This window comes from Capnocytophaga sp. oral taxon 332 str. F0381, assembly GCF_000318275.2.
GTDB classification, from domain to species: Bacteria; Bacteroidota; Bacteroidia; order Flavobacteriales; family Flavobacteriaceae; genus Capnocytophaga; species Capnocytophaga bilenii.
Genome location: NZ_KB291314.1, coordinates 1089 through 1360 on the forward strand (window position 1 = coordinate 1089; position 272 = coordinate 1360).

Consider the following 272-nt stretch of genomic DNA (forward strand, 5'->3'; position numbering starts at 1 on the left):
TGTCTATTACCGAACTACTGCTAGTATCACCCACTGTTACGGTCATCACATCAGGCGTAGCTGTAATAGGCGTTAGTGGTACTACCACAGTGGCTGTGGTGGTAGTACAGTTACCTGTGTTTAGCTTCTCGCAGATTTCATATACTATCGTATAAACTCCCGCTGGCGTATTATTTGGCACCATTACTTTACCTTCGCTGGTAATCGTTGGTGTTGCTGCTCCTGAACTCTTAGGCGCTGCTGGTGTTACTACCGTTACGCTTACCGTACTT

Annotated in this window: 1 protein-coding gene; it reads right to left on the reverse strand. The window is 46.3% G+C overall.

Going from position 1 to position 272, the window contains the following annotated elements:
* The coding region (locus HMPREF9075_RS13530; protein WP_009415808.1) for a hypothetical protein at nucleotides 1-272 on the reverse strand (272 nt) is incomplete at both ends.